2 protein-coding genes and 1 pseudogene are annotated in these 4,050 nt (G+C 69.4%); all 3 read right to left on the bottom strand.

What is annotated here, in order from left to right; all coding sequences use genetic code 11:
• Positions 1 to 174: 174 nt before the first annotated feature.
• Positions 175 to 1,674 (bottom strand): FAD-dependent monooxygenase, encoded by a 1,500-nt coding sequence (locus H4N64_RS43850; protein ID WP_186288215.1) that lies wholly within the window; start codon positions 1,672 to 1,674, stop codon positions 175 to 177.
• A 91-nt stretch (positions 1,675 to 1,765) separates the two neighbouring features.
• A complete protein-coding gene (locus H4N64_RS43845; RefSeq protein ID WP_186288214.1) occupies positions 1,766 to 3,442 on the bottom strand; it encodes an NAD(P)/FAD-dependent oxidoreductase in 1,677 nt (558 codons plus the stop codon).
• Positions 3,443 to 3,497: 55 nt separating this feature from the next.
• A pseudogene (locus H4N64_RS43840) lies at positions 3,498 to 4,050 on the bottom strand (FAD-dependent oxidoreductase); the annotation flags it as partial.

Raw genomic sequence — 4,050 nt, 5'->3', positions numbered from 1 at the left:
GGGGCATCAGATCTCTCCTCCGTGGTCCCGGCATCCGTTTCGGCACACCGTAAGAACGCCCGCTTGAGGCAGACTCGGCCACCGCTCAGGGCCACCGCGGATCGGCCCGGCCGCATCCACGGCGTACCGCCGCCGTTGTGGGGCGGCGGCACGCCGGGCGGACCGGGAGCCGGATCAGGCCTGGATCCAGCGGAGATATGTGTTGGCCAGTTCGGCCTGGGCGCGGGTTCGGGAGCCCGCCCAGGCGCAGTAGCCGTCGGGGCGGATCAGGATGACCTCGGGCTTGCGCCACTGTCCGGAGTCCGCGACGACCCGGCCGGTGAGCCGGACGAGGTTGCCGTCCGGCTCCGGTACCGACGGCAGCAGCGGAGCGCCGGTGCCGGAGTCGATCAGGACGAAGCCGCCCTGGCGCAGCGCCTCGTGGAGACGCTGCGGGGTGCCGCGCCCGGCGATCTTGAGGTCGGGGACCCGGGTGCCGACGAGAGGCGAGGCGCCGGCGGCCGCGCCCATCGACGGGTAGCTCGTGTAGATGCCCGACAGATGTCCGACCGCGGTCTGGTGGGTGGCGGGGACCCGGCTGGCCACGGTCATCACGGCCTTGCGGGCGATCCGCGCGGGCAGCCGGTCGGACGTCATCATGCGGGTGGCGATGTCCGTCACCTTGATCACGCCCTGGGAGACCCGGCGGCGTTCCTCCGCGAAGGTGTCGAGGAGGTCGTCGGCGGCCCGCCCCTTGACCACGGCGCTGAGCTTCCAGCCGAGGTTCATGGCGTCCTGGATGCCGAGGTTGAGCCCCTGGCCGCCGAGCGGGGAGTGGACGTGCGCGGCGTCACCGGCGATGACCATGCGCCCCTTGCGGTAGAACGAGGCCTGGCGCTCCTGGATGTGGAAGCGCGAGGTCCACAGCGGCTCGCTGGGCCGCATGTCCCGGCCGAACAGCTTGCGCAGGGTCTGGTCGACCTCGGCGAGCGTGACGGGGTTGTCCGACCAGGGCTTGTCCCGGTCGATGACGCCCATGCGGTACCAGCCGTTGCCGAAGTCGGTCGCCACCACGAGTCCGGCACGGCCGACGCGGATCAGCAGTTGGTCGTCGAGCGGGGTGCCCAGCTTCACATCGGCGACGATGATCGTGTACGGGTAGGTCGCGCCGGTGAACTCGGCGCCCATGGCCTCCCGCACCCGGCTGCGCGAGCCGTCGCAGCCGACCAGGAAGGAGGCGGTCTCCTCCCACTCCCGGCCCTCCTGCTCCAGGGTGCAGGAGACGATACGGCCCTCCTGCCGGCAGTCGGTGAGGGTGACCCCGCGGTCCACGACCACCCCGAGACCGGTGGCGCGCTTCTCCAGGATCTCCTCGGTCTCGCCCTGCGGAATGATGGTCAGCTGCCCGTAGTCGGTGGCGAGCCGGCCCATGTCGAAGAGCGAGTTGCCGAGCGACACCCGCACCCGCGGCACCGGATTGGCGCGGGCCAGCACCTCTTCGGCGAGCCCGCGCATGTTCAGGACCTCCATGGTCCGTCCGTGCAGTCCGAGCGCCCGGGATTCCCTGGTGCGGTGTTCGCGACGCTCGACGACCCGGCAGCGCACGCCGGCCATGGCGAGCTCCCCGGCCAGCATCAGACCGGTGGGGCCGGCGCCGGCGATGATCACGTCGTACGCAGCGGTCTTCTTGTCCACAACGATGGCCTCTCTTATCGGGTTGCCGCGGATGCGGCCGACGCGGCGGCGCCGGAGCCGACGGCCGTCTGGGCGGGAGGTTCCGCCGCCGTCAGAAGATGCGCCTGCCCTTCAACTTCGCCTTGACCGCCTCACGAGCATTGCCTTGCATCATCCGTTTGACCACTGGGTCGGCCTCGGTGGCCAGCCAACGCGCGGTCTTCGCCATCACCTTGGCGTTGGGGATCATGAAGCGCAGGTCCCGCTCGGCGAAGCCGAAGTGCTTGGGCACGAAGTTCGCGCTCTCCAGCTGTGCGTAGACCGTGTCCGCCGCCTCGCGCGCGGTGACCTTGCCGGCCTCGTACTTGAGGCACTCCTCGATCAGGCTGTCGTAAAGACCCTTGAAGCCGTCGTGGTCCGGCCAGTACAGGCCGGGGTACGGGGCCTTCTCCAGGTCCTTGAAGTGCTGGTCGCGGCCGTCCTTGAAGTACTTGAACAGGCCCTCGGACAGCCGGTAGGTGCCCGCGTTGGCGCCCCAGGACCAGATCCGGTAGACGGCGGTCCACAGGTCGTAGTCGCTGAACGAGATGAAGGAGGCGTTGACGAGTGAGTCGTTGTAGTCGAACAGCCCCTGCTGCATCCGGTCGACGTAGTCGAAGCGCTCGCGGGAGAAGTCGCCGTCCTTGACGGCGTCCAGCAGCCGCCAGGCGAGGCTGTTGATGGCCTCGGCGGTGTTGGACAGGCCGCGGGAGTAGAGCGGGTCGATGAAGCCGGCCGCGTGGGAGAGCAGGAACCAGCGGTCGCCTGCGCACTGCCGGGAGGAGTACTGCAGCCGGTCGGTGGAGACCCAGGAGCGGACCGGGCGCGCGCCCTCGAACTGGCGGGCGATGTCCGGGAAGCGGGCCGCGTAGTGGTGGAACTCCTCTTCCGGCGTCATGTCCGCGGACTTGGGGTACGTGCGCGGGTCGAGGGTGAGGCCGACGCTGCACAGCGGGTTGCGGGACTTCGGGTGGTTGTCGAAGCCGATGACCCAGAACCAGCCGCGCTCGAAGAGGTGGTGCACCGTGCCCTGGTACCAGGGCGAGGGCGGGGTGTCCTCGGGGGCGCGGTCGAACAGCTCGTCGGTGGGCCGTACCCGCGTCATGTGGTTCCAGATCGACCGGGAGTGGTGGCTGAACCGGCACGGGTCCTCGCGCAGGTTGAACTTCTCGGCCAGCGGGGAGCGGTGCCCGCTGGCGTCGACGACGTACCGGGCGCGGTACTGATCGCCCTCGGCGGTGCTCAGGGTGACGCCCGCGTCGTCGAAGTCGACGTCGGCGACCCGGAAGTTCTGCCGGCCCACGGCGCCGTACTTCAGGGCGACGTGGTACATGTACGCGTCGGTGTCCTGCCGGTAGAGGTGGCTCGCCTCGTGCAGCAGTCCGGGGGTGCCGAACTGGTTGACCTCGCGCGGGTCCTGGGGCTGGCCCTCGTGGTGCAGCAGGAAGCCGAAGTGCTTCTTCACCCCGAACTTGGGTCCCAGCACCTTGGTGGCGTTGGTGAAGGTGGCGAGGGTCTTGATCTCGGGCACGTCATAGCGCTCGGCTATGGTCCGCAGACAGACCAGCGTGTACGGGATGGTGGACTCGCCGATCGCGAAGCGGGGGTGGGACGAGGCGTCCAGGAGCAGGACCTTGACGCCGTTGCGGGCGAGCACGGCGGCGAGCATGGAGCCGGCGATGCCGGACCCGAGGATCGCCACGTCGTGCACCGTGGACGAGCCACCGGCCGTGGTCTCAGTGTCGGACATGAGGAACTCCAGAGGTGTGGGGGCTGATGGGAGGTCTGGCTCTGTTCGGGTGCGGTCACTTGGGCTCGGGCACCCGCAGCGCCCGCCCGATCAACGGCCAGCCCGCGGCGATGTGGGTGAGCTCTTCCGTGATCTTGAATTCCTCGCGGTCGAAGCGCTTCTTGATGAAGAGCGTCAGCCCCTCCCAGGTCAGGTCCCCGATCTCCTTGGGAGCCTGGGTCCGCGACCAGCGCAGGGTCTGAAGGATCTTGGCGGTCGACGCGTCGGTCCAGTGGTTGTCGGGGTCGGCGAGACCGAAGGCGGGCGGCACGAAGTCGGCATCGCGCAGCAGCCGGATGAGGACGTCGGCGGCCTCGCGGTGGTCGCGGTGCCCGTTCTGGACCTCCTGGACCGTCTCGCTCATGGCCTTGAGCAGCTTCCGGGCCGGAGCGTAGTCGGGGATGGCGCCGTCGGGTGCCTGACGCTCCAGGCGTTCGAGGACCTTGGGGTCGTGGTTCTCCAGGAAGCGCGCGTAGGAGCGGTTGATCTCGAAGGTGGCGAGGATCTGGCCGAGCGACCACACGCGGAAGTAGGCGTTCCACAGGAACCAGCTGCCGAACGAGGTGTAC

Source organism: Streptomyces cupreus (assembly GCF_014257025.1).
Lineage (GTDB): Bacteria > Actinomycetota > Actinomycetes > Streptomycetales > Streptomycetaceae > Streptomyces > Streptomyces cupreus.
Note: the sequence above shows the minus strand (reverse complement) of the source record. Positions and strands in the feature narration are given on the sequence as shown.

Coding starts and splice junctions, on each gene's coding strand:
- H4N64_RS43845 (WP_186288214.1), bottom strand. CDS start 3,442: ATGTCCGACACTGAGACCACGGCCGGTGGCTCGTCCACGGTGCACGAC.